The following is a 25,491-nucleotide window of genomic DNA, read 5'->3' as shown; positions in this document are numbered from 1 at the left end:
CAAAAGCCGGGAAAGTCGGAATAATCCGAAAGATAGCATTAATGAATTACCTGAATTCATTGATCAACTGAACGCGGCTGTTAATTTGTAATTTGCGGTAAATATTTTTAATATGCTGGCGCACTGTATCGGGAGAGATGTGCAGATGCCAGGCAATTTGCTTATAAGTATCGCCATTGATCAGCAACCGGGCCACTTCCAGTTCGCGCGCGGTGAGTTGCTCACCGGTGGTATTTTCGGTGGCAGCAGGTTTACCCGAAAAAAAGGCAATTACCTTTTTCGCTACTAAAGGGCTCATGGGCACGCCGCCGTCATCGGCATCCAGTATGGCGGCTTTTAGTTTGGGCAGGGGGGTGTTTTTTAACAGGTAGCCCGTAGCACCGGCCTGTAATGCTTTAAATATCCGTTCTTTATCTTCGTAAACGGTAAGCATCAGGATATTTATTAAAGGGCTTTTTTGCTTGATTAGAAATGCTCCTTCCAGCCCGCTTATTCCGGGCAGGTCAATATCCATCAAAAGCACATCCGGAACAACGGTGCCGGCCATATACAATTCAACACTTCCATAGTTGTAAATCCTGTCGAATTCAGGCTGCATCGTTAAAAATTGGACGATGCTGTTTCGTATATATTCATCGTCTTCAACAATAGCAACACTAATCATAATTCAAAAATGACAATAATAAACATATGTGGATATAACATGTTTGGGGTATTTCTTTGTTGAGTCAGCAAAGTCAGTAAAGACGCTACAGCAAAGTTTGATTAACGATTAGCAGATTGACAGATAGTATAGTGCACCCAACAGGTTTTGCGCGAACTGTAAACCACCAATTTTTCCGCTCTGTCCAGACTTTACTGACTTTCCTTACTCCTCCTCACCACCTCTTCATTTTTATCGTTATTGAAAATATACCATCCTCATTTACAACATCGAGCGAAGCTTTCATTCGTTTGGCGCGCATTTCCATGTTCTTAAGCCCCTGGCCAATAAAAGCCGCTTTTTGCCTTTGTTCAATAGTATTTTTTAACGTGACGGTCATGCCGGTTAGCTGGTTGTTGAGTATTATCCAAACCTGTGGGTTAACATTATGCTTTGCGATATTATTAATGGCTTCTTTAAAAATGAGGTAGATATTTTGCCTTACCAATTGGGGTAAATTTACAACATTTTCCAGGCCATGCACTTCAAAATTTATGGTTGCAAGTCCCTCCAGCATATTGCTGGCGTGGGCTTTCATCCGTAAAATCAGGTCGTCTTTATTATCATTTCGCGCATCCACAGACCAAATAATATCCGAAATTGATGCAATGGCGCTTTTACTATCGGTTGATATGCGCTCCACTATCTTGGTGTCCATCTGCTTTTTAATGTTCATCAATTCGCTGCTTAATGATATGCGGGTAAGTGCGCTGCCAATTTCGTCGTGCAAATCGCTGGCAATGGTAGTGCGCAGCAGGTGTTGTTTCCTTATCTGCCGGGCGCGCCAAAGCCAGGCAATATAAATCCCGATACCAATAAAAAACGCCATAATTACTTTAAAAAACCATGTCTGATAAAAGCGGGGCACCGCAACAATAGTTTTGATAAGCCAAAAACGCTGATCGGTTACAGAAGGGAACCGCACCTGCAATGTGTATTTTCCGGGTGGTATGGCGAATAAAGAAACTTCTTCAGATAACTTTCGCTGCTGCCAGGCAGAACCAAGTTCTTTAATGCGGAAGAGGATGTATTTTTGATTAAATGGCCCCGAAAATTTTAATCCGGTAAAGGTATTGCCAGGTAAAATCTCGATAACACCCTGGTTTGAAACGAAAATATCAGTAGCGGGTGGCTGTGATGTGTTATAACCCTTTTTAATATAGGAGAGATTTACGCGGTCGTTGGGTTTCCCGGCGGCAGATCTCAAATAATCCTTATCCAAAAAAGTTAGTCCCTGGGTGCCTCCAAAAATGATCTTATGTTTAGCAGTATCGTCGAATACCGCCGAATGATTAATTTCCTGGTATAAGTTGCCATCGGATGAAGGCAAATCAGGAATAGCAAGCGGCTGCATCCCGGATGACTGATCAAAAATATTTACGCCGCCGCTGGTGCCAGCAATTACCAGATTATTCAGTTGGAACAATGAATAAACATATTCGCCTGCCAGGCCGTCATTGAAATGGATCTGTCGGGTTACTTTGCCGGCAGCATCAATTTTAACCAAACCCTCGCCATTGGTGCCTATCCAAAGGCCGTCATTAGCTTTTAGTATGGCATAACAACCCAAAGTGCGACCTGCCGGGTATATTTTTTTCTCGTTGCCGCTTTTGTCGACTTTAAATAAACCCCTTAGCGATGCTATCCATAAATCTCCATTAATAAACTTAAGGTCCTTAATTAAACCAAGGTTTGCATCGCTAAGCCAGGGGCTGATTTTATAATCGCCGTTGAGCAAAGCAGTCAAATAATAGATGTAACCGGACGAGCCTGTTAGGAAACCGTTGTTGTACGGTATAATTTTAGTAGTACCAGTAGTGCGTAAAGGGTTTGGATTTAAATGCCATTCATCCGTACGTGTATTTAACAAATAAAATCCTGTGCCGCCTTCCATGCCTGCCAGGAGCATGTTTTGGTTAACGGGCTGCACCGTGTAAGCAATATTACCGTTTATGCGTTTAAAGGTATTGCCATCGCAAACAAAATGCCCCTGGTAAGTGCCAACATATAACTTTTTATTTGACGAACGGTAGATGCTTCGGATGCTTTTATCCTTAAAAAAATCGACAATCAGTTGCTGTTGGTCCGTTTCGCCGGGACCTTCGTCGGACGGGCTTATTTCCAGCAGGCCTTTGTCTGTACCTACAAGTGTTTGGTTGGTGCCGGTTTTTTTGCACATATCCTGTATGCGTAAATCGTTTATGATTTTAAATACAGGAAGTTCTCCGTCTTTGCCGGGGAGAGATAGTCCGTATGTTTCGTCAAGCCGTTCGTACACAATTTGCAGGCTGTTTTTATCGTAAACTACCAAACCATTCCCACAATTGGCAAAAACATATTTTGAATCGCAATAAGCTTGTTTTACAAAAGCTAATTTTTGCAGCGGCGCGGCGGGAAGGCTCCAAATAATGCTGTCTTTCTTTACCAATCCTGCCTTTTTATGCGAAAATAAATAGGTGTTGCCATTTGCATCAATGGTATAATATTCCATGCCGTCACCTTTAACCCAGCCCTTGTATGTAAAATATTTGTCTGTCTGCTTCAATCCATCCTCATCGGTAAACATCCACCGGCTACCATCGCTGGTCATAAATTGAAGCGATCCGCCTTTGCCAGTCATATAATTAATCGGCCTGCCGGGCATTTTATACTGTTTCAAATTTTTGTTGCCGATATTATAACAGAGTACTTGGTATGTATCTGTCGGCACATCCCGTAAACTAAAAAACAAGAAATTATGATACCTGTATATGCCATCCGGAACCGAATTTTGTGGGAGCACGGCGTTATGGATATCGACCGGCTGAACGTCTGTCCCGTCAAAACGCCATATACCCTGGTTGGTTACAAACCATAAAAAGCCATCTCCGTCGAGCATCAGGTGCTTTATTTCCGCATGATCGAACGGTTTCGGAAGGGCAATTGTCCTAACAGCTATTGATTTTTGAGCAGATGCCCTTGGGGTGACGCAAATAAATACTGAAATCCCAAAAAGATAGCAAAAAGTACGCCTGAAAAATAGTCTTTGCATAAAAGTGCGGCACAGATCACCTAACGTTATGTTATTTAGACACCGTGGGGTTTGTTTCATCAGGGACATTCGTGTAATAAAAATAGATATTTTTAAGTATTAAACCTATCTATTACTTATTATAAGAGTTTATAAAAATAAGCAATTAGTCGATAATTTAGCCTTAAGCAGCACAAATAATCCCTAAAGACCACCATTTTAGCACAACAAAGCAGACTTCCGCTTGCTTCCTCTTAAATAATCAATTGTATTTATTTTGATGGTAAGTTCTTTCACGCTCGATCAAAATAAATCAAGTTATTCGGTTACCTACTCGGTTACCTTTTGATTTTCTGAATTGTCAAATATTTGATAATTAAGCATATATCGCGATGGTTCGAGTCCCATTCATTCCACTTAAAGCTTCCGGACAATGTTATCATAGTGTGAAATTATTTAGCATATTTCGTAAAAGGCTTTAGTTGAAAATCCGAAGGACTTCCTGGTAACTTATAAGCGCTATTTTTGTGCTTACATTTAAACGAATCAAGCAGAAGCGGTTTAGAACAGTACCGGCAAAGTTTTCGCTGGCGTTAAAAAATACTTTGTTCCAAAACCTATCGTTGTTTAGAATCTTTCGCAAAAGCTCGCCGTCGCTAGAACAAGGCGAGTGAATATTCCAAGGAAATTAACTATTCAACCACAGATAACACTGAAAATTAAGCAATAATAAATGACCTTCGCTCTTTCGAAGGGCATTGAATTTAAACTATTAACTGACATCATTTATCGTAATGAAAAACGCTAAGAACAAAGAGTATTTTGTTTTTATGCCAAACTATTTCGCTTTTTCGGGCAGCAGCACTAATTTGATATAGTTTTTACCTGTTAAGTATTTGTTTGCCATGGCCTTGACATCGGCTGGGGTTATTAGATTCAGTTGTTTGGTGTAATCATCTATTTGGTTCAGCTTTTCCTGATTTTGCAGTTGCGAACTCAGGTAGCCTAACCAAAAGCCGTTGGTTTTTAACGATGTTTCAATGGTCCGTTGGCTTTCGGCCCTAAACTTGTCAACGTTAACCTGCGGCGGACCGGCGGTTTTAATTTTCTCTACCTCGTCGAGCGCCGAGGCGATGAGTTTATCTACATTTTGCGGGGCGTAGCCAAACGTAATAGTGGTACTAAACCTGCCCTGCGGCAATTTTACGGTGCTCATACGCACGCCAGGCGAATACACGCCGCTTTTGTCCTCGTGTAAGCGCTCCAGCATCCTGATTTGCAGGGTTTCTTTAAGCGCATCCATTTTCAGCTTGTTTTCAAAGCTGTAGTCGAACGCGCCGGAGAATACCAGGTTAACGGTAGCTTTGGGTTCGGTTCCTTTATAAACAGTGCGTTCAATAACTCCCAACGGAATATTGATATTCAAATCTTTTGGCTGTTCAACCTTGCCGGCAACCGGCAGGCTTGCCAGGTATTTGGCCAGCAATGGCTTAATAGCAACGGTATCAATGCTGCCAACAAACACAAATGTAAAGCCGCTTTCGTTAGCAAAACGCTCTTTAAATATAGCGTAGGCTTTGTTAAGCACTATTTTACAAAAACCCGACCGTTTTGCGTGGTTAAATCGTCAAAAGATAAAAACAAGCGACAAAATGAAAAATCTATTAAAACTAACCCACATAATGGCGGTATCCATTATATTGGCTACAATGGGGCTTTTTCAACCCTTACCACCCAAAAGTTAAAAAGGGGTAATATCTTAAATCTGCTTCTACTCTATTATTAACGATGTAATTCCATGTGGCAACATGCTAATTGAAGTCCCCGCTTCTTCACCCGGCGTTTCGTCCGCAATGCATGTTCTTATAGATTTTGGCTTAAAAGAAGGGAAAGACAGATTTACCTTTTCCGGTTTATCCGATAATGATCGCAGGCGAATAATCATCGACTTTCCATCTTCAGATGTTTTAATGATCGAAATAAAAACGTTCACATTATCGATTTTCATCAAGGTGTTCAGGATTATTTTTTTCTTAACCGGAGTAGCAATCAGCGGTTGTGACTCCTCAAGCCCAAAACGATTAGCCTTAACCGCATCGTAGGCATATTGGTGAGGTAATATCCTGTAACGAAAATTCAATTTACCTTCCTGCGACAGCGGAAAATTGGTGTGCCAATGATTGTTAAGCGCCCATGAATATATGGTTGAGCTTAAAGGCAGATGTTGGATCCATTCAGGTGAATGAAGAGCTCCTCCAATAATATTAGCAGTCATATTACCACTTTCGAAAGTATGCGCATCCAATGAGCACCAGGTTATCCCCTTGCCTTCATTTGATATGTCAAGCCAGCGTTGGAAACAAATCCAGTTCCGGTTTGCAGCAGGAAGTTGATCGGCATCTATTTCTACTACGCTCCAGGGAACATCAATGCGCGTACGTCCGTTTGGGATGTTAAATGAAAAACCAAAATGAACCCCTTCCTTTTCCTTTATTGCTATTTTGTCTACCAGATTATTAATTTCAACTTCCGGCATCCCGGCTATAATACGAACTTCCCGTGTTAGCTTATTGCAACCATCAGCTTTTGAATTCACCTCAATGGATGCAAGAAGCGGCCCATTCTCTTTAATTACAGATTGCACATCTGTTGGCCCCGTCGCCTTTACCGGCTTGTGCGAAAGCGTACCGATTGATGTAGTTGTATTAGCCGCGTATTGCGGGCCGCCTGAAGCCGGCTTCCCGCTCCCCAGAAGATACCTGAAACTGTTGATGTTACAGGCGTCACCGGGATTCACAAATTCAACGCCCGTTTTATCCTTTAAACTGGTAATATCACCGGTAACAGGATCAATCAAAACTTTGACCAGGCCATTATCCAGGATATTCCCTTTAGCCATCTTCATATTGGTTTTTTCCCCACTTTCAATACTCAGGGTGTAGTTTTTCGATCCTAACGCAGGAACATCAGCTGCTAAAAACACTAATTCACCGGTGCTCAACCTTTGTGACTTAACCAGTTTATTATTTTCATCCCTTACGGATAAAGCAGCTTCACTTTGATCGTGTGAAATCGTTATCAAACCATTGCGTACCCAAGACAAAGTGTTAAAAACACAGATAATATTTGACTTATCGGTTGATACGGTGCTAAGCGCATTGGCAAGAAGTTGAATACTGCTCTTTTCCGCGGTTTTAAAGAAATTTTGCTTTACCCCCCATATTTCATTCTGCATGTCGGCCTGGTAAGGATTCATATAACACCAAGTGTGTTCCGACCCCATGAGCACATTGCGCCATGCCTCATTCATTTCTGAACGCGGCGCTCTTTCCCTTGGATGCAACATCGACCAAAGAACGTCCGTTTGAATCAAGCGTTCTTTCGATTTCCGGTTCATAGATGTCTCTTTAGCAGCTGAGCCCAGGCCATCTGTCCAATACTCTGTAAAATCACCCCTGAGTGAGGGAATTATATCCCCGTATTTCTTCTCAAATGCCGACATGATATCTGTTGAACTTGCAATAACAAGGTGCGGAAATGCATATTCTTCGTTCCAGCTTTTAACGGCATCGGGCAGGTCGGCATCTATTGGTGTATTGTCTGCCATTGCCCACGTCATTGGAAATAAATCGTAGGGGTAACTGCTATTACCCTCCAACTCCTTAAGTTTTTCCCATAAATAACCATCGATGAAATTTTCACGTGGATGATCTGTTTTTACGATTTGCAGTAATTTGTTCGGATCTTTTTGTCCCGCCATTAAAGGCCAATATTTAAATCCTTTTTCTCTTGCACCGGGAGTATAATCCCCGGGTTGAAGAAATAATACTTTTGAAACGCCATCCTGTCCAATCCACCAGAATGGTTTGAAGCTGAATTTGTCGGCCAGCCCGGTGCGGTCTGATCCGTTGAAAGGTGCGAAAACGTATTTTATTCCAAATTGAGCAGCCATGGGAACGATTCCCCATGACATACCGGGAACATCAGTCTGGTCGATAGTACTAACAGGGACACCTGTTAATTTTTCAAGTCGTTTTGCATCCCCAAAAAACCTGGGAAATTCTTCATCGGCGGTTACACTCGTATTATCGTTGATGTACCCCGCGTCAAGATGGATGTATCCTTTTCTAATAGCCTCCAATAATTCTTCCCGCTCAGTTGGTGTGGCATTTTTCAAATAACGTTCAACAGGCCACATCACTTCAGGATTCCAAACATAACGTGCCCCCTCCGGATAGTTTGCCGTTTCCTTTGCAAGCTTCATTCCGTTAACAAGGTTGCGCTTATGAATAATTTCGACATTTGCCTGGGTGTTTGTATAGCCTATGTCCACATGTGCATGCGGATAAATATACACTGTCCATTGTCTCTGCTTCGGCAATACAAATGATTTTCTTATGATTTTGCTCCCCGCTTTTAACGAAACAAATATTTGTATTTCCTTCTCGATACCTACACCGGACGGGAGTGTGATCGCTGCCGTTTCTAATCCCTCTTTTCTAAATGGGACGGAGGTTGTTACTGTGCGGCCATCTGCGGTAACCTCAATTTCTGAAGGTTGATATAAATTATCCCCCTTAAAAGCGAGCATGACTTCTCTTCCCGGCTTGCCATCTTTACAATAGCGGTATATACTTGTTGATGTGCAATCAATATCATTAGGAAATGGTAAGGCCGACTCAGCGACTTCAAGCTCCGATATAAATTTCACTTCACTAAGGCCATAAGTATTACCTCCCCAATTAGATGCGGCAGCAATAATTACGGATTTCAATGCCTTTCTTTCATTAATAACTATTTCCGATGCTTTCCCATTCATGCCTTTAGCATCAGGCAATTCCAAGGCGGTTAACTCGATCCAATCAATTTCGTTGGTTGTTCCATACACTTTTATTGAGCGAAATCCGCGGTTAGTCAGATTCTGCTGATTATGGTTCCATATCAATATTTTGTTAAAAGATTTTGGGGTTGAAAAATCAAATTTCACCCATGCCTTATATGAAGGCAATCCTTTTGCGGGGATGCTGGCAACAGGATTTTCCGGTGTATGCCACATGGTTTGCGCACCACCGTTACTATCATGCAGGTTATTGTGAATACCCGAGCCATCGGTTAAATGGCTAACACTTTGGTCCGGACCAAAAGTACCCGATGCCGACGAAGTTATCTCGCCTGCCCGAATATTCTTAACTATTTTGAATGTTGCATTTTGTGCTAAACAACCAAAGCTGATGAGCACAAAGACCAAACTGATTGAGGTGATAACATTTAATTTTTTCATTTCTATTCCGAAATTATCTTAACACCGTTGTGCCCTGCTTTAAGAGTAAATTCTTTACCAGCAAAATGAATATTACGTAGCTCGCCCGAAAATGGACGTGGCGTAGAGGGATCTGCAACGACATGTTTATTGCCGGCTTCGGGAACAAAACCGAAGAACGTAGTGATTACCACATCACTGAACGCTACGCCACTGATACATTCTTTCATGCAGCCCTGTCTCGCTGCAATGCGTACGGGGGCATCATATGCAGTACGGTTGGGGCCAAAAAACTCGCGGGCCTGGGCAAAGGGGCCTTCGCTGGTAACCACTGCGGTACGACAGTAGAACTTATAGGCGCTACCAGGATCGCCCAGGTTCCACATAGTATTAACTGTTAACGGAACCCAACCGTCATATGCGCCCATTGGCCCATGATCCGGCCGGTCTGAATTTATCGCCGCAGAATCCTTTAGGCTCATGGCACGCATCCAATCGCGGGTAAGCAGTTCCTGCTTAACAAAAGAGACCATCTCCGACTTTTGCGTCGCGGAGAGATCGCTTTTCAAAGCGTTGCCGGTATAAATAAAGTCGACACAGTGACGCAGTTCTACGCGTTTACCGTTTAACTGCCAGGCGTTCCAAACGCCGGCGCCCGGCTCGTAAAGCGACATTACTTTGGGAAGTAAAGCGGCAGCCTCTGTTTCAAGTTCTTTAGCGCGGACCTTATTATTATGTAGCAAATACCACTTAGCCATCTGCCTCATCATCCAGATATCCTGCGCGTTACATGATGATACGCAATTAATATAAGCGGGAGCACATTCAAGAAGGTTGTTATTTTCACCGTAGTTAGCCAATCCGTCATGTCCCTTCGGAAGGGTTTCCCAATCGGTGGCAAGCGCATCCATTGCTGCTATCACACTCTTCCCATTTTCCAGTTTTTCATCGAGGAAGGCGTGATCGTTTGTCACACGCAGGTATTCGTCAATCGTTTTAAAAATTGTGCATGCGTTGAAGGCGTAACCATTGATTCGGTTGTAATGAGTTATATCAAATCCTTTAACAGTCCGTAAATCAAGCGCATATCCGCTAGCTTGTCCAGTCCTTGGGTTCTGCACCAACCAGCGGCGGAGTGTTGCCTTCATACCGGTGGGTTCAAGGAGGGCCCAGGTGGTTGACTGCATAGAAGCGTCCCAATAAAACTGTGTGCCATCTTCCCGTTCACCACTTGTAATAAAAGAACGTTTATTAACCGGGAACTGCGTACGCTCTAACGCTAACATTGTCCATACTCCGACGTAATAGTTGCGCATCAATGCTGCATCATTACTCTTTAAAACGGGTAGATGTCCTGAAAAATGCTTGTTTCCGGGGGTGAAGGCATCTGCCCAGCGATCCTCCCAGTTTGTTTTACACGCATCAAAATACGAGTTGAACCCGGTAGCCCATTTAGTGACATTGGCATCGGTTTGCGCGTTTTGTGTCGAAACCTCGTCTCCTGCGGTAAATTCAATATGTGTAGAGCCGCCCTTAGGGAGTTCTGCCACCCAGCGCCAAATAACGGTATCTTTTTCTACCGAAACAGCATCAGGCTTGCGTGCCGGGCGTACTATTGATACCACACCCAGGCGTAGTGTGCCATTAGAAACACCAATACCATCGGCCATAAGCTTACCCGGCACACGTAGTGTAAGGGTTATGCGGCGCTGTAATATCGTTGTATTAATTGCAGTTATGCGACACATTACATTTCTCGACTCATTGATCATGCGCGTATCGGTCTCTACAGAAGTGCCGTTGCAATACCGGTTACGGCGAAGAGCCTTATAGGGAAAACAACGGGTTTCCGTCGCCTGGTACTCCTGCCCGTCAATCGTCAATGTAGTCATGGGGTGACCTTTTTTCCATGGATAAATGCCACCGGGATAATAGAAATAGGAGGTCAAATCGCGGTTGACCACCAGCATGTGATTAAAATTATGAACCGCCGGCATATTCTCAACTTGCTCCATCGGAATCCAATCGCCGGCGAGGTTATCAAGTGTAGGAATACCTAATGCCATTGCCCGCTTTACAGGTGCATCAGAAATAACTGCTTTATGCGGATTTTGAAAAGCAAAGACTGAAAACGTGCTAAGCAAAGACGAAACGAGAAGGAAACAAGCCGTATAATTTTTTTTTTTCATTGTAGATAATTTATCCGAGGCACATGCCCCGTGCATTTTGAATGCTGCCGGGTCACCTTATATTGAATTTATATGTAACTATTAGTTTTTACCTAAAAAACGGCTTATTTATTTTTACCATCGGCATACGCCTTCTTCCAAAAGGTTTCGATCATTTCCAACGATTTACCTTTGGTTTCGGGTATCAATTTCCAGGTTACCCACAACGCTGGTGAACAACACAGGCCAAATAGCCAAAATGTCCACGAGGATCCAAGTCCCTCCAGCATTAGCGGGGTTAATTGACCAACCAAGAAATTACCTACCCATAACGAAAGTGTGGCAAGAGCCATAGCCTTTCCCCTGATGGCATTCGGAAATATTTCGCCCACTACCACCCAACAAACCGGTCCGAATGAGAAAGAAAAGCAGGCAGTAAAAGCAACAATGAAAATCAATATCCACGGACCGGAGGTTATGCCCAGCGCAAACAACGCACCGATTACAAGTAATGCAATTATGGCTCCGCCGATCCCGGTGAACAACAGCGGCCGGCGCCCCCATTTATCGATCGTAAAAATGGCTACAAAAGTAAAAACAACATTAACCAGCCCTATGGTTACCTGGCCGCCCAACGCATTATTAAGTGTAAAACCAGCCTGTTCCAATATTTTGGGCCCGTAATAAATAACCGCATTGATACCACATACCTGCGACATAAATGGCAGCAACAAACCAATCAAAAGGGCTTTGCGGTAAACCGGCTTAAATAACTCCTTCAATGATCCTTGTGAATCCTCATCCCCTGTTGCTTTAAAGGCTTCTATTTCATTTTTTGCAGCATCGGCACCGTCAATCTTTGTTAAAATATCCTTTGCTTTTTGTTCTTCGCCCTTTAACAGCAACCATCTTGGCGACTCAGGAACTATAAATAATGAAATAAGGAATACGGCAGCAGGCAAAGCACCAAGACCAAGCATAGCCCGCCATACTTCGGTAGAAAAAACCCTGTTCATACTATTACTACCAAACGAGCCACCTGAATGGTTAAGCAGGTAGGCATTCGAAAAATAGGCAAGTACTATTCCTATGGTTAAAGCTAATTGGTATAGCGAAACCATCATTCCGCGAAAACGCGACGGTGAAAATTCGGAGATATACAAAGGAGACACCATTGATGCCACGCCTATCCCCAAACCACCTATCAGTCTGAATATTACCAGCACAGCGAACGAACCGGAAAACATACAGCCCACTGCCGAAGCGAGAAATAAAATTGCGGAAAGGATAAGGACAATCTTGCGGCCATATTTATCGCTTAATTTGCCAGAAATGCTTACGCCTATAATACAGCCAAGTAATGCGCAACTTACAAACCAGCCTTCGTAATTTGCGTTAAGGTTAAAATCGTGTTTTACCAGGCTAACCGTGCCGGAAATCACGGCCGTATCAAACCCGAATAAAAACCCGCCAAGGGCCGCTACCAGGCAAACCAGGTACAGGTAAGTATTGCTCTTTTTTGTTGGAGTATTTATTGTTACTGTATTCATCGGGTTATTTTAAAAATGCTTTAATAACTTTTGCCTTGCTTTTACCAAGATTGGTAATCTTATAGCTGTTTGCCGCTGCAGGAACTACAAATGTTTCGGCATAAGCGAATATTTGGTTTGATCCGTCCGCAGTTTCTACAAGTATTGATTCGCCTTCAACCAGCATCATCACATGGCAGCAGTTATCAGTTTCTATCCTTATTTCACTGTCAAAATCAATGCGGTGGACATCATAAAAATGGTCGGCATGTGTTGGTAAATGGATAAGTTCCCAATCTTTACCTGTTTCTAAAACTTTGGGAGCTGAGATCAACTCTTCCTGTACGCGGTTTCCTTTGCGCTCAAAATTTAAATTATTAAAAGCATGATCAATGTTAATTGGCCGTGGATTGCCATCAAGGTCAAGCCTGAGCCAATCGTACATTTTAAAGGTAAAAATGTATGGGGTGGCGCTTATCTCAAGTACAAGGTTGCCGGCGCCGGCGCTATGAACGGTACCATTGGGAATTAAAAACAGGTCGTGTTTTTTTGCGGAATGCGATTGTACATAATCGGTAATATTTACTTCTACCCCCTCATCCTGGCTTTTCTCCAGTTCATTCCTAAAAATTTCAGGATCGATATTTTCCTGAAAGCCTAAATATACATGGGCATCCTTTTCGCAATCCAATATATAATAGGTTTCATCCTGAGTAATGGTTTCTCCAAATATTTCCTGTATGTACTTTAGTTTTGGATGGCATTGGATTGATAAATTGCCTCCGTCATAGGTGTCTAAAAAATCAAACCTTATCGGGAACTCATCACCAAATTTTTCAGCATGCTTGCCAAGCACCTTTTTTTGATTATAAAACATCAAAAAATCAAACGATGCTTCCAGTAAGTTTCCGTCACTTTCAAAAACCAGTCCATTCTCAGGCACAATCAATTCGAACGACCATGCGTAATTAACCACGTCCTCATTTACATTCGGGATATGTTGTTTTATCCATTGGCCACCCCAGGCTCCCGGCTCAAACCAGGGCCGTACACGGATTGTGGATTGACTGATCTTGTTTAACCCATCCTTAAAATCCGTAGCCAGCATCCAGTTAATATCTATTGGCCACTGTCCGTCTGCTAATACAGTTATTTTATCAAGTATTGCTTTCTTATGCTGATTTAATAAAACCCAATCAACAAAATAAAATCGTTTATACATGAGAAATGGCTCCTGTATCCGATCACTACCCAAATTGGTAACTGAATTGGCCCGCATCCGGTATTGCAGTTCATTTTTTGGAAGATCGATATAAATTATGGGGGAGTCCCAATTTACCAGTGACGCGGCCGTACCAATTACGATATTAATATCACACCCATCGTCCGGTAGTTGTGCGGCCAGGTCCTCAAATACATATAGATCTTTAATTTCAAGTAAACATTTGGTTCCCCATACAGAATCCTCCGCTCCGAGATAGGGCTGCACCAGGGTTTCAATTTCTGAAACGGATTTCAAAAAAGCGCTAGTCTCTATCCAGTTTACCGTTAAACCTTCAACTTCTATTTGTTGTTGAAGTATCGATTTAGCCTTATCCCAAAATACCCCTGCGTACCCGTCTATGATAACAGTTTTATGGTCAATTACCCATTTTGCCAGCGACTCATATCCGTTAAAAATCTTATTTTCACCAATTGGTTGCGACGGATACTTATTATAAGTACCTTCAATTATTGTGCTTCGATTTAGTTTAACGGGCATTAAAAACTGTGAAGATTTGCGCAGTTGCAATTCCATAGATTCATCGTAAGAAGTTTGCTTGTTGGGGTAGTTAGAATTCATAATTTATTGTAACGTATCAAGGTGTTTAGCAATCAAAAGCTTTGCATTATTCCAATTTGTATTATTTCAGACATATACGATATATGTTATAATGTACAAACATATAAATTAAAAACAATTATTGAAATTTTTTTTAGGGAATACCTGATAATATTACAAATGTGTTTTATGTACAAACAAATTAACTAATTTTCAAAATGCTTATTATTGCAAATATTTTTAGATAAATGAAATATTCCATCGATCACAAGAGTCCTATTCCCCTGCATATACAAACTGAAATGCTATTAAGGGACATTATTGCAGAAGAAGAATATAAAAACGGCAAAACTTTACCTAATGAAGTTGAGCTGGCAAAGCAACTGGCGATATCACGTACCACATTGAGGCAGGCCATTAATAAATTAGTTTTTGAAGGGCTTTTAATACGCAAAAAAAGAACCGGAACCAAAGTTTCACAAGCAGCAGTAAGCTCCAAATCAAATAACTGGTTAAGCTTTTCGCAGGAAATGAAATTACGGGGCATAATTATCAAGAATTTTGAGTTGCACGTGACATGGGTGTTCCCGGATGATGCGCTTGCTAATTTTTTTGAAATAAAGACCGATCGTAAAATATTGAAGATGGAAAGAGTAAGAGGCAAACCGAATGAGCCGTTCGTATACTTTGCTTCATATTTTCATCCCCGTGTTGGCTTAACTGGTGACGAAGATTTTAAAAAGCCACTGTACGAAATGTTGGAACATGATCACTCTGTTATTGCCACCTTATCAAAAGAAGAAATAAGTGCAAAAGCAGCTGACACGTTTATTGCGACTAAACTAAAAATAGCGGTCGGCAGCCCGGTACTGTTTCGTAAACGATTCGTATTCGACCAGGGGGAGAGGCCGATAGAATTTAACCTGGGTTATTACAAAGCAGATAGTTTTGTGTATACTGTCGAAAGTTCAAGATAATTAAATAGAATCATTCTCAGGCGAAAGCTGAAAGGCGTTCTTATAATACACTTCATTAAAAATATTTAACCCAGGGATTCCAAATATCCTTCATTATACCTTTTCCTGATTTTTCTTTACAGAATAAGATTAACATAGGCCACAACCATATTGCCAATTCTGCTTAGTGTTATGACAAATTCGAGAAATTATAATCACTAAACGTTTATCATTTTTACAGGCCATTATAAACTTTTTTTTATTTTAAAAATATCGCCCCCCTCGATATTAAGAACAAACATGAAAAATATCTTTTTAACTACAGTTCTAATAATCAGCATTTTCATAAAAGGACTGGCTCAACCGGGGCATGAATTGGCTACCCAGATTAAGGCAGACAAACGACTGGATACAGTATACGTAAAAGCCACAGCTCTTTTAAGCAAAGGCTTTAATGCAGGTGATGGTTACCCCCAGGTTTGGATACGTGATTTTAATACTTTCATTGAAACTTCATGCAAAGTTTACGGCCGCGACAGCATTAGGGCAAATTTGCTTACTTTTCTCAAGCTTCAGCAAACAAACGGCGAAATTGTGGACGGCTATGTATTAAAAGGCCATGTAACGTGGAACGACCCTAATATTTACACCTCTCCAAATGACGCATCCCATGTAGGTTTCAAGAATACAGTTGAAACAGACCAGGAAACTTCGCTGATACAGGCCATAGCCAAATACATTCGTATAACCGGCGACAAATCAATTTTGCAGGAAATGATAGCCGGGAAAACCGCCTTACAACGCATGGAGACATCCATTACCTATTTATTAAAGAACCGTTATTCAAATAAATATCACCTTTTGACAGGGGCTACAACGCAAGATTGGGGAGACGTACAAATTGAAGGCGGTGCCGTAGTTGATATTGATGAAAATACCCATTGGGCTATTGACATATATGACAACGCTATGTTTGTTATAGCGCTCAATGATATGGCCGGTTTTTATAAAACAGAAAATGACCAAAAAAAATGGCAGCAGCTAAAAACAACCACTGTCAATTCCATTAGAAAACATCTTTGGGATGCCAAAAAGCATAAGTTTATTCCGCATTTGTATCTTGATAAATCACCGTTCCCTGCAAGTTTTGATGAGAACAAAATCTATTTTCATGGCGGAACTGCCATGGCCATTGAAGCGGGTATTTTATCAAAAAGTGAAATTAAACTTGTTAATCAGGATATGATGCGGAATGTAAAACTTTCCGGTGCTCCTTCTATTGGCTTAACGCTATACCCTGTTTACCCGGAGAATATTTATAAAAACTCCTCAGCGTCAAAACCATACATATATCAAAACGGCGGAGACTGGACCTGGTTTGGCGCAAGAATGATTCAGCAGCTTATAAAACATGGTTTTATCAAAGAAGCATATAGTGAATTGCAACCCATGCTCGACAGAACAATCAACGACAAAGGTTTTTATGAATGGTACGGCGTTGATGGTAAGCCAAACGGATCGGCAGCTTTTAAAGGTTCAGCGGGTGTTTTGGCAAAAGCAATAGATGAATTGAAGGAGTGGGCAAAGAATAATTAAATTGCAGTTAAGTGCTGCACAAATAAAAAATGATTTGCAATTGCTGTGGAAAATCACTTCGGTGATAGGAGGAGAATTTTTCTCAGAAAACAGCTTCAATATTTTACATCAAAATCTAAAAACCAAGTAGTAATATTATAAATATGAAAAGGTTAACCATTTTTGTTTTTATATCGGCTCTAACCTTTTCTGGTTTTGCACATGCAAGCAAAGGAAATCCCAAACAAGGCGGGCAGCGAATATCTTTTACTGCGACAGGGGAAGAAACGCTACCTCACAATAATTTAATTAATGTAACTGACTACGGCGCAAAACCGGGAAGTTTTGAAGATGCGGTGCCTGCATTAAAAAAAGCTATCGAAGCCTGTAAAAAGAATGAGGCAATAAAGTTGGTATTTCCGGAAGGCCGCTATGATTTTTGGCCGGAACATGCCGAAAAGCGAAATTACTTTATTTCGAATACATCGTCGGCGGCAGAATGCCCTTCGAAATTGAAAACAGTAGGGCTTCTCTTCGAAAAAATGAAAAATCTAACCATCGAAGGCAATGGGTCATTATTTGTGTTTCACGGCAAAATGACCACGTTTGCATTGGCCCATTGCGAAAATATACATCTGCAGAATATTAAAATAGATTTTGAGCGGCCGACTGTGTCAGAGATGACTTTCCGAACGGTTTCAGACAGTGTTATAATTGCCGACATTCATCCCGATTCGCGACACACAATTGTCAATGGACGGTTGCAATGGTATGGCGAAGGTTGGGGCATGACGAACTTCCATGCAATATTGGTAAATCCATCCAAAGGAACAGAAGTCTATTGTTCGTGGGCGCCGTTTCAAAAAGCAACGGCAGTTATGACAGCTGCCGGTCAGGTCCGCTTTACCGGCGATTTCAAAAAATATAATTTTCAACCCGGAGAAGTACTTACCATTCGCGACCCTGTTCGTGACCAGGTTGGCGGTTTTATTAATCTTTCAAAAAATATTACTATTAAAAATGTTTCGATGCATTACATGCACGGGCTAGGTATTGTTAATCAGTTTTCGGAAAACCTGCATTACGACAGCGTGTTTGTTATGCCTCGCGCCGAAAGCGGGCGGATGATCGCATCCTTTGCTGATTGCATACACTTTTCGGGCTGCAAAGGTCACATAACAATCGAAAATTGCCAATTCAAAAGCACGCACGACGACCCGATCAATGTACATGGCACACATCTGGAGGTCACGGATATTATTTCGCCCACCCGGCTTAAGATTCGGTTTATGCACCCCCAGACATATGGTTTTGAAGCTTTCTTTGCGGGGGACACCGTAGCATTTGTTCACTCATCAAAACTCCAGGTTTTTAGTACCGGCGTATTAACCTCGGCAAAACTCATCTCAGAAACAGAGATGGAGGTAGAATTTGCAGCCCCCGTTCCCCGTGATATGGTTATTAACGACTGCCTGGAAAATATTACCTGGACACCATATGTCACTATACTCAATTGCAGGTTTGAAAGGGTTAATACCCGTGGTCTTCTTATTACAACCAGGAAAAAAGTTTTGATAGAAAATAATGAATTCATTGGAATTGGTATGCATGCGATTCTTATCGCTAATGACGCATCGAGTTGGTATGAATCAGGCGAAGTAAAAGATGTAACCATTCGAAATAATATTTTTGAAAATTGTGGTTATAACTCAGCCCCAGACAACTATATTATTGCCATTGCCCCGGAGACCCATGGATCTGAAAACATAGTACACCGTAATATTCGCATCGAAAACAATCTTTTTAAGATATATGATTGCCTGGTTTTAACCGCGCGTAATGCCGAATTTCTCATCTTCAAAAACAATAAAATTATCCGTACAGAATTTATGAAGCAGGGCGACAAACGTCCCCAGTTTAGTCCGACAGACTGCCGGAAAGTGGAAATAAAGGATAATGCGGTTGAAGGCTTTGATGATGTATCGGCACAAATCGAAAACATGGGCAAAAAAGATCTTTCAACTGATATTGATAATGTAAAAATGATATCAGTCGATAAAAAGAAATGATATTCTACTATTAATACACCAATTAGGCCTGGTTGTTCCTGGCTAAAAACTCCTTTTGATAATTTAAAGGGCTTTTGTTTGTGATTGATTTGAAAAATTTATGAAAACTTGCAAAGTTATTGTAGCCGCATTCGTAGCAAATTTGCTTAACATTTATATTATCTTCGATAAGTAGTTTACAGGCATTGCCAATTCTTATTTCATTTATAAACTGAGTATAGGTTTTTCTTGTCCTCGATTTAAAATACCGGCAAAAAGAATTTGGGCTGATATTAGCGATCTCCGCAATTTCTTCCAGCTTTATTTGATTTTTAAAGTTCTTTAGTGAATAATCATAAATCGCATTTATACGGTCTTTATCCGAATCTTCAAAATTATGATTAAATACAATTGACGATAGTTGTTCATACTGACTTTGCCCGACAAGCATTAAGGCCTCTATCAATAAAATAATTTTATTGTATCTTTCCTCACTTACCAGCGCATCAAAAACGGTTCCTAACTCCTGGGTTTTATTTACTTTTACCGACACTCCCCTTTTCGAACTATCAATAATCGATTTGATCAATTTATTTTCTGGTAAATTGATGAAGTCCTTACCCCAAAAGTTTTCGTTGAAATGAACAACCTGCACATCGGCAACGGCCTTTGTTTCATTTTTAAAATACGCATCATCAAACCTCCAATAATGAGGTAAAAATGGGCCAATTAATACAACATCGCCCGATTGAAACCGCTTTATGCTGTCGCCAACAAATTGGGTTCCATTCCCGTTCTTAAAATAAATTAATTCGATTTCTGAATGATAATGCCAACGATTGTTTACAGAAGGAACAACATCACGCCGCACGCTAAATGAATTCGCACTATCGTTATTTAATTTTAGCAGTTGAGGTTTCATTTTGAAATAATTGGTTAGGTAATTTACCACCATTCCATAATTTAATTTTATCAAACTCCGCGCAAACGTTTGTTTTGAGCTCAATATCCGGATTGGTGGACCTTTTTTTGATCCAATTAAGACGCCCCCTGGTTGCTAATTTATTTTACTGCGAATATCAAATTTTAACATATTTAACATGTATATAATAATGCACGAGCATGCAATTGTTTTTTGTCGCCGCTGCGACAAATGTCAATACTGAGTTACAGCCTTCCCATTATTGCTAACCAGAAATAGGCGGGTTGCACTCGCTTTTACTTCCACTTTTGGCCATTTCAGGAATGCTGTGTAACCCAGTGGCTTTTTAGAATCTGCTGTAGTTTCTGCAAAAATTGAAATATTCGCATCATACCTCGTCGGGTTTGTGATGGAGATAACAAGCCCCTCTCTGGTTCGCTTTACTATCCTGGATTCAACAGCGTCGAAGACATAAATTTCATCCCTGTCTGTTTGCAGATATACGCCAGGGATCTCCATCGCCATTAATATGCCATTGGTTTCCGTCCAGGAATTCCGGGTATTAATAAAATTGCCAACGCTACCCTTACCCTCTGCATCACTGGGCTGAATCCTTTCCATAGAGGACCCTACTAAATTGTTTGTGGTAATATGATCCGGAGGCATATTGACTGCTTCGGCCTGCGCGTGCTGAATATCCCGTATCAAAGCGGCATAAGGCGTATTTCCGGTAGCCCGGTAGAGCTTAAAGAGGTAATCTCCTGACGAAGTGCAAATACCGGGAGCAGCATGTTTATTCTGAATACTCGCCCATACAGCACCCGCCATATTACAACCTAGTTTTCCAATCTGGCTATTTTGAGGGAACACCGGATCGTACGAAAGTGTCCAGGTAGCACAAAGAGCAGCCTGTACCTCCGCCTTTTGCAACCATACTTTATCAGCCGTGTAATAATACAACGCCATCAATGATTCTAGAAAACCAAAAGCTGATTCTGAATTAGCGTCCATCGATATATCGCCACAATCGCCCCCCGTAAGACCCTGCCCAACCACATCCCGGCTATAGTAGAAATTGGCAGCATCTTTGGCAACCTGCAACCATTCCGGTTGTTTAAAATAATCAGAGGCAATGGCCAATCCGGCTGGTGCAATTGCTCCCGCCGTAGAATTATACACCGCGATCTCGCCGGTTTCAGGTGCTATGTACTGACCAAACTCTCCATGTATTTTCCACGTATGTGCAAAAGCTCCCGCCAACCGTTTTGCCGCTGATTCCCATTCGGGTTTTATCATATTACCATAGCCTTGGGCCTTAAAAAGCATTAAGTGCTTCATCAACCAAAGCAACGCATCACAGTTTTTGCGAACCATAGCCTGCACTGCAGGAAAATCGGGATGCATTTTTTCCGGGCGCAGTTCGCCGTCAGTTTTTATGCCACCGTAAAAATACCCACTTTTCCCCTGCAGCTTACTTACTACAAAATCGAGCTCTGCGGCCACCCGGTTACGTTCGGTTACGTTGTTAAAGGCGAGCATAGGGTAGCTATTCATCATACCGCTAACCCACCCTAACTGAAAATCATCATTGTTTTCAGGTTTGTAATAACTACCTGCCGGAGCTTTTATGAAATTGTTGCTGCAAATAGAAGTTCCCGCTGCCAGTAATTGACTCATTGGTAGCTGATTGCGGGGATGGTTGGGTCCTGTTAAATCTTTGCGTACCCGCATGAATTTTTTCAGCAGGTCGGGGATACTTTCAGCATCAAACACATACAATCTCAAGTGCAAGGTCATCTTATCTCCGGCCTTCCAGTTCGGCGCCTGGTCGCCGCTATCGTGGAAGTCTCCAAAGCCTGCCGCCAACTTTCGGACAGCAGGCGCTGAGATGGCAAAACTGCAGCTATCCTGTTTCGCGTTTTCAACAATGGTGAATCCGCTGTTGCCAAATTTTGTTTGCTGCGTGGTAAGCATGATAAAGCCCTTGTTTTCAGCAGGCGAAAAAAAGCACATCGCAGGTGTAGCGGCATTCCCCGTCTGTAACTCAACCAATGAAGCCTTATCCGTTTCAACTGACAGCCGTGGATTGTTCGAAATGGTTAGAGGTACACGAGGGTTGTAGTACATGTCCCTGGTATATGCTGGATTATAGCCGTCTCCGATGGAATGATACCGGTTACCATTATACATACTTGCAGGCACCATTACATAGTTCTTTCTGCTCCATTCACTGAAATCGAACGAAACAGCCGGCGCAGTAGAATAAGCGCGCCCTTCATTCAGTATAAAATCTGCATTTATGTCTATTACTTCATGATTTACTACCGAGCGCTCATTTAATAATATTTGCCATTGTGCACCGTCGGTTTGCAAACGGTCTTGTTTAAATTCATATTTTTTGATTTGCGTGGTTCCTTTGTATTGAATTACACTTATATGCATACAACCATGCAATTGTTTTAACAGGGCTTGTGCTAATGAAGTTTGACTTAGCTGTGCATTTACCTGTTGCAGGGCAGAGACGCAAATAGCAAATGCCAAAGCACATTTTCTTTTATCCAGGATCATTTTAAATTTTTTCTCCTTTTCCAATCACAGAAACAACCAATTCAAACTTTATCGTGTCATTGCCATTATGTAATGCACTAACCTGGATTTGAGATTTACCATTTGGCAAAGTCAGTGGTGGGTTCCGTCAAAGTTTTTAGTCACACACTAACCTTATACCGGAAATTAACTAACCTGTTTCCGTTTAACGTTTTCACTCAATATCCATTTTGGATGTCACGATGCAAGGTTTTCAAATAAATATTTTTCCCGTTTTTTAATTCGAACAATTTCCAGGTATTGGTATCTATTTCTTCTAAGTGAAACTGACGGGCGCTATCTGCTAATATTTTTTTAACAGTATAAGTAAAGCTATTGGCTGCTCTTGCATTTTCCCAGATTTTAATCGCCCGAAAAATTAGATCTTTTTGCAAACAACTTTCTACTGATTTTTCAGATAGACTCATCATGTATGTTACTCCCACTCCTACTGAAATTGCCTGCAAATTTTCCCATTCCTGTACTGTAGAGTTTGGGCGAAGCGGCGCGGTAATTCCAAAAGTGGCGGGTAAAAAATTTGAAAAACAAATATTTCTAATATCCTTTCCTTCAATAGCCCATTTTCTGTCTTTTATCAAATACATATTTTCTCCGCCCCCTACATTCAATACGCTTTGGTAGTGCCATCCGCCTTCTGCTATTGTTGCTCCCATTACCCGTTGATAGGAAACGCCAAGTTTTGCAGATTGCTCAAAAAATCTTTTGAAAAATCTCTTGAAAGCATAGTTGCCATGCCCTTGATAAAGAAACCCTTCTTCGCCATCCAAATCAATATAATCCATGCCGTTCACCTTAGAAAGCTGTGCATAATAATCAGCCAATTTATCCTGCAAAAAAATATCAGGCACTAAACCGCCATAGCAATTGGTTTGCAATTTATACAACGCATCGCCGCTGTTGTGCGCTGTTGCATTTGTTTTCCAAAAACCCCTCTTTACATTTTGAAGTGTGTAGGGTTTTGTAGCAGTAATTCCTTTATAGTAAATTAATTCGTTTCCTATTTTTATTATATTGGTGGGGTGCCCTTCCCAGCCACCGTATTCATTCAGGTATTGCTCATTATCAACAATAATGTTAGTATCATTAGCAGTAATGTTATTGCTAAGCTTTGTTTTCAACAAAACACATAAGCTATCATTAGGCACGGGGCTTACATCGCTGCTAACATTGCTTTGCAAAAAATTATTGAGGGTATGCAAGCCAAATAAAATTCCACTTTTGTTAGTTTGATCTGTAAACTCTTTTATAGTAGTTTTTCCAGCAGAAAATGGGATCTTCCAGTCAATGTTTCCATGATTGGCACGATTAGGGTAGAACTCGCCCAGGCCTTCTGCCTGTATGGCTTTAAAACCGAGGCGCTTTGTATAAACTAAGCAACTGTCGTAATTACCATACCATGCTACATCAGGAATGTATCTTGCAGGCTTTTTTATCCATTTTCCATTCACTTTAGGGTAAGGCAATTTTTCATTCACAACAATATTTTCTAAAACATTCAATGCCAAATCATCAGGGGCTCCCCACAAAGCAATGGAAGAGCCTATCAAATCTAAATCAGGAATGGCCTGCACTTTTTGATGAACGGGATAGTTTGCCGGCATCAACGGCATTAAAGAAAAATGAATCATTTTTTCTACCCGCCTGTCCGAGGCGTGATACGCTAAACTAATTTGCCCTTTATTATCAATAAAGGCAGTATTACCGTTTAAGATTCGATAGTATTCTTCGGGGTGCGAAAAAAAAGCAACATCATTGATACCATTACCACCTAAAGTGAACATCTCCCCTTCGTGCAAACCAGCAGGTAACGGAAACCTGGAAACGTCAGGTGAATGAATGATATATTGACATGGCGAAAAATCGCCGGCTACATTTGCTTTACCGCCTGTAGTGGCATCATTTAGTGCTAAAGCGCCTATTGAAAAGTTTACGGCTTCGCTTGTATCACGGGCTACTCCGATTATATCGCCAAAAAGATTGGTGATATTAGTATGAAATGGCCCCCATTGAATATCGTCAATATCGTTGCGCGGAGAAAGTGATTTTAAAGTTAATGTAATGTATTTTTTATTTACAGCTTTAATCAAAACACTTGCTTTAGAGCCATTACCGTATGTAAGCAACAATTCTCTTTTAGCAAAATTATATCGGGCCGATTGAGGCAAATAATATTTATCTTTTTTAGAACTATATAAACAAAGCAGTGGCGAGGGTTTATCGGTTGGACTAAATTCCCTGCCTGGCGTTATTCCACCTTTTTTCATACTGGTGATAAATCCCTTTGTATCAATATGAATTTTGAAATAGTTTGTTGATAAATCTAATTGACCATAGCATATTCCCGTGGTTAAGTTTATAATACAAAAACACAGGATGACAACTTTTGTTACTTGAGCAATGGTTTTGTTTTGCATGTCTATTTTGGCGTTTAAAATAATTGGTGTTAGAATTTTTAAAACTCTTAAAAGGCGAAAAAGTAAGTGAAATAAAACGTGTAACTTTTTTTTATATAAATTTAGCAATGCTGATGAATTACCACAGGGGAAATATGTCTTTTTAGCTATCAAATAACCAGCATTTAAAATACTCTTTAACACAATAAAAGATGAAATAACCCGGAACAGATCTTACCTAATTATAAGCTGCTCCGGGTATTCTTTTTAATTGTTTATTAGCATTTTGGGATATATTAAATTTAGGTAACTATATATGAGTTGGGACAAGAGGGGTTTTAATTATAGATAAATAATTTTTTAGATATGAAAGTAAATAATAAAATCCACTTACATAATTATAAGTGGATTAGGATAGTTGCGATAATTGGATTATTACAGCCCTTTATATATTATTTAATATGGGCTTTATTAATCCATTATTGAGGTTTTCCGCAA

Annotated in this window: 13 protein-coding genes; 3 read left to right on the top strand and 10 right to left on the bottom strand. The window is 41.0% G+C overall.

Annotation, left to right across the window (positions count from 1 at the left end):
• Nucleotides 1-46: 46 nt before the first annotated feature.
• From Q0R52_RS28005 to Q0R52_RS27975, 7 genes are all read right to left on the bottom strand, one after another.
• The gene (locus Q0R52_RS28005; protein ID WP_295801644.1) at nt 47-664 is read right to left on the bottom strand and encodes a response regulator transcription factor; all 618 of its coding nucleotides are present in this window, start codon (nt 662-664) and stop codon (nt 47-49) included.
• A 214-nt stretch (nt 665-878) separates the two neighbouring features.
• A complete protein-coding gene (locus Q0R52_RS28000; protein ID WP_295801640.1) occupies nt 879-3,734 on the bottom strand; it encodes a hypothetical protein in 2,856 nt (951 codons plus the stop codon).
• 817 nt (nt 3,735-4,551) lie between these two features.
• Nucleotides 4,552-5,301, bottom strand: coding sequence for an insulinase family protein (locus Q0R52_RS27995; protein WP_295801638.1), 750 nt, complete (start codon nt 5,299-5,301; stop codon nt 4,552-4,554).
• Between the two features lie 183 nt (nt 5,302-5,484).
• Nucleotides 5,485-8,700, bottom strand: a complete 3,216-nt coding sequence (locus Q0R52_RS27990) for a glycoside hydrolase family 38 C-terminal domain-containing protein (RefSeq protein WP_295801636.1) — start codon at nt 8,698-8,700, stop codon at nt 5,485-5,487.
• Nucleotides 8,701-8,996: 296 nt separating this feature from the next.
• Nucleotides 8,997-11,039 carry a hypothetical protein gene (locus Q0R52_RS27985; RefSeq protein ID WP_295801635.1) on the bottom strand — a complete coding sequence of 681 codons (2,043 nt, stop codon included), beginning with the start codon at nt 11,037-11,039 and terminating at the stop codon, nt 8,997-8,999.
• A gap of 227 nt (nt 11,040-11,266) precedes the next feature.
• Complete coding sequence (locus tag Q0R52_RS27980; protein WP_295801633.1) at nt 11,267-12,691, bottom strand: sugar porter family MFS transporter; 1,425 nt, start codon at nt 12,689-12,691, stop codon at nt 11,267-11,269.
• A 4-nt stretch (nt 12,692-12,695) separates the two neighbouring features.
• Nucleotides 12,696-14,513, bottom strand: a complete 1,818-nt coding sequence (locus Q0R52_RS27975; RefSeq protein ID WP_295801631.1) for a class I mannose-6-phosphate isomerase — start codon at nt 14,511-14,513, stop codon at nt 12,696-12,698.
• A 227-nt stretch (nt 14,514-14,740) separates the two neighbouring features.
• Here Q0R52_RS27975 and Q0R52_RS27970 point away from each other — a divergent pair, with 227 nt between their 5' ends.
• From Q0R52_RS27970 to Q0R52_RS27960, 3 genes are all read left to right on the top strand, one after another.
• Complete coding sequence (locus tag Q0R52_RS27970; RefSeq protein WP_295801630.1) at nt 14,741-15,469, top strand: GntR family transcriptional regulator; 729 nt, start codon at nt 14,741-14,743, stop codon at nt 15,467-15,469.
• Between the two features lie 279 nt (nt 15,470-15,748).
• A complete protein-coding gene (locus tag Q0R52_RS27965) occupies nt 15,749-17,044 on the top strand; it encodes an amylo-alpha-1,6-glucosidase (RefSeq protein WP_295801627.1) in 1,296 nt (431 codons plus the stop codon).
• Between the two features lie 143 nt (nt 17,045-17,187).
• Nucleotides 17,188-19,092, top strand: coding sequence for a right-handed parallel beta-helix repeat-containing protein (locus Q0R52_RS27960; RefSeq protein ID WP_295801625.1), 1,905 nt, complete (start codon nt 17,188-17,190; stop codon nt 19,090-19,092).
• A 22-nt stretch (nt 19,093-19,114) separates the two neighbouring features.
• Here the strand turns inward: Q0R52_RS27960 and Q0R52_RS27955 are convergent, their stop codons facing one another.
• From Q0R52_RS27955 to Q0R52_RS27945, 3 genes are all read right to left on the bottom strand, one after another.
• Nucleotides 19,115-19,993, bottom strand: a complete 879-nt coding sequence (locus tag Q0R52_RS27955; RefSeq protein WP_295801624.1) for an AraC family transcriptional regulator — start codon at nt 19,991-19,993, stop codon at nt 19,115-19,117.
• Nucleotides 19,994-20,227: 234 nt separating this feature from the next.
• A complete protein-coding gene (locus Q0R52_RS27950) occupies nt 20,228-22,561 on the bottom strand; it encodes a hypothetical protein (protein WP_295801623.1) in 2,334 nt (777 codons plus the stop codon).
• A gap of 197 nt (nt 22,562-22,758) precedes the next feature.
• A complete protein-coding gene (locus Q0R52_RS27945) occupies nt 22,759-25,167 on the bottom strand; it encodes a hypothetical protein (protein ID WP_295801621.1) in 2,409 nt (802 codons plus the stop codon).
• Nucleotides 25,168-25,491 lie beyond the last annotated feature (324 nt).

The organism is Mucilaginibacter sp. (genome assembly GCF_025359345.1).
GTDB lineage: Bacteria > Bacteroidota > Bacteroidia > Sphingobacteriales > Sphingobacteriaceae > Mucilaginibacter.
Note: the sequence above shows the minus strand (reverse complement) of the source record. Positions and strands in the feature narration are given on the sequence as shown.